Source organism: uncultured Roseobacter sp. (assembly GCF_947496515.1).
Lineage (GTDB): Bacteria > Pseudomonadota > Alphaproteobacteria > Rhodobacterales > Rhodobacteraceae > Roseobacter.
This window is the reverse complement of sequence record NZ_CANMDB010000037.1, coordinates 1-4076: the sequence shown is the minus strand read 5'-3', so window position 1 is coordinate 4076 and position 4076 is coordinate 1. Positions and strand designations below refer to the sequence as shown.

General features: G+C 54.6%; 7 protein-coding genes. 5 read left to right on the top strand and 2 right to left on the bottom strand.

Features of this window, described 5'->3' with window-relative positions:
• The first annotated feature begins 63 nt into the window (after positions 1-63).
• Positions 64-450, top strand: coding sequence for a hypothetical protein (locus Q1A53_RS23180; protein ID WP_299971725.1), 387 nt, complete (start codon positions 64-66; stop codon positions 448-450).
• 75 nt (positions 451-525) lie between these two features.
• Here Q1A53_RS23180 and Q1A53_RS23175 read toward each other — a convergent pair whose 3' ends face one another.
• On the bottom strand, positions 526-1089 hold the full coding sequence (locus tag Q1A53_RS23175; RefSeq protein ID WP_299971722.1) for a recombinase family protein: 564 nt from the start codon (positions 1087-1089) through the stop codon (positions 526-528).
• A 193-nt stretch (positions 1090-1282) separates the two neighbouring features.
• Between Q1A53_RS23175 and Q1A53_RS23170 the strand changes: the two genes are divergently transcribed.
• Entirely contained in the window at positions 1283-1612 is a 330-nt protein-coding gene (locus Q1A53_RS23170; protein ID WP_299971719.1) for a hypothetical protein, read from the top strand.
• Positions 1609-2364 carry a hypothetical protein gene (locus tag Q1A53_RS23165; protein WP_299971716.1) on the top strand — a complete coding sequence of 252 codons (756 nt, stop codon included), beginning with the start codon at positions 1609-1611 and terminating at the stop codon, positions 2362-2364. The genes Q1A53_RS23170 and Q1A53_RS23165 overlap by 4 nt, the downstream gene beginning before the upstream one ends.
• Before the next feature lie 46 nt (positions 2365-2410).
• On the opposite strand, the gene Q1A53_RS23160 is transcribed toward Q1A53_RS23165, so the two are convergent.
• Positions 2411-2941, bottom strand: a complete 531-nt coding sequence (locus Q1A53_RS23160) for a YgjV family protein (protein WP_299971713.1) — start codon at positions 2939-2941, stop codon at positions 2411-2413.
• An 84-nt stretch (positions 2942-3025) separates the two neighbouring features.
• Between Q1A53_RS23160 and Q1A53_RS23155 the strand changes: the two genes are divergently transcribed.
• On the top strand, positions 3026-3397 hold the full coding sequence (locus Q1A53_RS23155; RefSeq protein ID WP_299971711.1) for a hypothetical protein: 372 nt from the start codon (positions 3026-3028) through the stop codon (positions 3395-3397).
• Between the two features lie 175 nt (positions 3398-3572).
• Complete coding sequence (locus tag Q1A53_RS23150) at positions 3573-3953, top strand: hypothetical protein (protein WP_299971709.1); 381 nt, start codon at positions 3573-3575, stop codon at positions 3951-3953.
• Positions 3954-4076 lie beyond the last annotated feature (123 nt).

Below are 4076 nucleotides of genomic sequence, written 5' to 3'. Positions count from 1 at the left end.
GAAACCATCGTCCAGATGGACCAAACGCCAATCATGCACTAACAATCAAATTGGACCACTCAGGTGGGGCTGATCATCCGCACAGGTGACATTGATCTTAAAGCGGACCGACTAAAATCGAAGGCGCAATCAATGGAACGTACTTACACGAACTTTGCGCTGCAAAAGCATGAAGGGACGACTTACACGGCAAAGGAAATTCGCTCGCTTGAGCAATACACTTTCACGCCCCCGGGAATCGCAAAGCCAGTTCGCGTGCCAGGAGCACTCAAAAGCCCGACGGATGTGCATCGACTTGCCCGCTTTGAGGCACGCACAAGAATTCTCGGGATTCAGGATCGTATAAGTGATGCGGCGACTAATATGTCCAAGAGTGGTCAAACGGTTAGTGCTGGTTGGGTCACCCAGAGACGCAGGGGACCATCGGCACAGGTTAAGAAGCTATTTTGATGTACGCATGCCTAGCAACCAGAAGTGGGTATTCACATCGAGATATGCAGTAGGTCGCGTGCCTTTTTTTCCGGGTCACTTGAGAATCTTGAGGTCACGGTGAATGGCGCGTGAGAGTGACCATGGATGTATTCCAACGTCCTTTGCAACATCCTTCACGGCGCTGCCACTTTCGATGAGGAGGCGAGCAGAGTTCAATTGATCGCAACTCAGCCTCGGCGGTCTTCCCAAACGCTTTCCCCTCCGCTTCGCTGCCGCCAGTCCTTCTTTGGTTCTTTGCGAAATCAGCCGTCTCTCAAACTCCGCGCAAGCGCTCAGGACGGTGTAGACGAGCCGTCCCGCAGGCGTGCGGGTGTCGAGCTGCAGATTGACGATGTTGAGTGCAACGCCGCGTTGCTGAAGAGCGTCGGCGGTCTGGATTGCATCAAGAGTCGAGCGGAAGGCGCGGTCGAGGTCCCAGACGAAGAGAGTATCGCCTTCCTGAAGTGTCTTCAGCACCTGATCGAAGACCGGGCGTTTCATCGTCGCCCCAGAAGCATGCTCAATGAACAACTCGTCACAGAGCCCGCGCATACCATCGATCTGGCGATCCGGGCGTTGTTCATGCGTTGAGACGCGTAAGTATCCGAGCTTCTTCATGTTCTTTGTCGAGCGTTGAGCTGGGCCTGCATCTCAGCATACCGGTGCAACCATAAGGACCCTTTCTGTGCGTTTGCCGGATTCCAACTGTCTTGCCGCCCCATGCGGCGAAAATCTCAGGTTTTCCAGCTATATTTCCATCATACCTTAATCTCTACTGCGATACAAATTTATCGAGCAAAAACCGTCGTTTATGTGGTTTTCGGTGGTTGGTTTGAAGAAGGCTTTGGGGGCCATGCTGATCGCGGTCACGTGCGGGACGGCAATGCCTGCGCAGGCCAAAGATCTTAACGCCGGAGCCGTTCTTTTCGATATCGAACCCAGTGACAGGTTTCCATTCATTTCCGGGATCATAGAAGGCTTGGGATATGCGCGTTTCCGCGCGGACGGAAATACCACCGACGGCATGGCGTGCATTTACCACTGGTTGTATGACAACATTCTTGCCGCCTTCGCCAAGTTTCAGGACCGGACGCCTGGTGCGATCATTGCAGCGCTTGTTCAAAGGAGGTGCGGTGCATGATGTCGGATTTTGAGACAGCTCTGGAACACAAAGATCATATGCAGTCCGGTGAGGCGCATGAGCTGCGGCAAGAGGGGTTTCGCCGTCAGGACAAACGCATCGTGGAGCGTGCGGAACTGACCAAGGACGAGCAGGCGGAAAGCTCAAATCTGCTCACAGCCCTTCTGGTGACGGGTGACACGAGATACGCCGCGCGGCTCCAGGAACTGAATGAGCGGGTCGGTTACCATCAGAACGCCACGATTGAAGCACTTCTTGATAATCAGGAACGCCTTGACGAGATGCAAGAACGTTTGGACCACTTGCTGGCGACTGCATATGAATTGCCGGACGGACGAAAGGTTTTTGAAACCGAGGATGGACAGCGTGTCTTTGATCAACACGGGAACGCGCTCTCCTTGTCTGAAATTGACCCGGATCAGATACCAGACCATCATCCATCCTGGGAAACATGGACTTCGGCCAATGATGCAAACGATGCTTTGAGACAAGAGCGTCAGGAACTACTGGCTTATCAAGACAAACTTGATCAGGCGCAAACCTTGATCGATCAAGGCGGACTGAGCGCGGACGACTTTGACGACCTCGATAATCTGATGACCAGCAATGTGCCGGATGCGGTGCGTGCGCGCCTGCCAGCTTCGGACCCGGCCTTTAAGGCCCCTCAGGCATCAACCTCCAATCTGGATGATCGCTTCGATTTCAGTGATCTCAGCGTGACAGACCCCGCTTCACGAATGAGTTTGAAATAGTTGCCAAGTCGCCCAAAGGCATCTTTGTCCGGGCGTAGGTCTACACTTAAGACTGGTTGAACTCGTTAGTTCGTTCCCGGTAGATCTGCCGAAGCTTGATCAGGTGATAAATCAAAAAACAGCTCTCTGAGAGTATCGCAACCGGACTTGGGATGAGTAGGTTGTACGAGAGCCAGAGCGTGGTTGTGATGATCATGAATCCGCGCACTATCAAAATACTCTGAAAAAAGCTGCCAACGGTGCCGGTTACAAAGGCCATCTGTGCGAGAATTGAGCTTTCCATCGTCTGGGTCAGGGATGCGTAAAGCAGACCAAGGACAATAAATGCCGCTGGCCCAATGACGCTCCACATCGAATATTTTGTCAAAAGGGACGCCATCAAAAAACGCGCCGCTGTGATCAATGCGGCGCCCGCACCGATGGGTTCGGCCAGAAGCAACAAGTGCACAGCGTTGAGCGCTGCGGAATAACACCATCTTCTCAGCATAAGTCCGCGCGGAACGGTATTGATCGCCCAGATCCCAAGACCGAAAGCACCTGCGGCCAAAATCTGAGACAAGAGAAGCTGAGCGGTCACGGTTCAACTCTTTCGAATGATACCGTCAATAGATATGACCCGGCGCGCCGCCTGTAGCTATTCATTTCTCGCGGTCCCACCTTCATGTCGATCTCTTATGCCTACCGCATGCGCGGCGAACTGCCCGGCAATATGGGGTTGTTCTACCGGGATGCTGGTCTCGCGCGGGAGGCCTTTGATGCCGCCCGGCGCGAGTTGCCTGGCCAGACCTTTCCTAGCCAACACCGCCCGGAGAGCGCCCAAGCGGACAGTGCAGGCAGGCCAACATACCGCACACCGCGGCACGTCCTGCCGGACCCGCATCCGAGCTTTGCTCTGCCCAACCGCAAGCTGCAGGAGGAGAGCTGGTTCCAGGAGCTGCGCACCCATTCCGACGGCGCGGCCATGACCCGCGCCGAGTTCACGGCCGCGCGCAAAGACACACGCAAACCCCGTTCCCGCGACCGGGAGCGATAACAGCAAAGGAGGTAAGTATCTGAGAGATAACAATTAAAGGTTGCATTGTCATATCAGGCTGTGATATGTTCACTATTCGTTCTTGCTAGTGTGTGCCCGCAGAATGGTCTGCCGCAGCACCGGAACGAGACAAACCCAAACCACTAACCTCCAACCAAGGAAGAAAGGATTTTCCATGGACAATACAACTACGTCTAACAAACCGCTGGCCACTTTTAGAGATGGTCGCTTGAAAGCCACGCTGTGGCAAAACCAAAGCCGCGACGGGGACACCTATTACACGGTGAACCTCGCCAAGGTCTATGAGGCCAGGGACGGCAAGCTGCAGGAGACCAACTCCTTCTCAGACACGGAGATCCTCCGGATCGCAGAACTGGGTAAGGAAGCGCGCACCCATGCGCTGCAGTTGCGCCGCGAGCAGTCTCTGACCCGCAACCAACGGCAGTCTTACGATCAGGGCAATGACAGAGCGTCCGATCATCGCGGTGGCGGTACGCCAGAGCGGTTTCGTGAACGCTCCGGGCAACAGCACTCTGAGCCGCGCATGGAACGCTGAGGCGTGTCCACAATGACCTTAAACAGGCGCTGTGCTCTGAAAACGGGCCAGCGCTCTTTTTTTATGAAAGGACCGATCCATGACAGATACGGAACAAACCAACGATGCGGGTTGCCCGTCTGA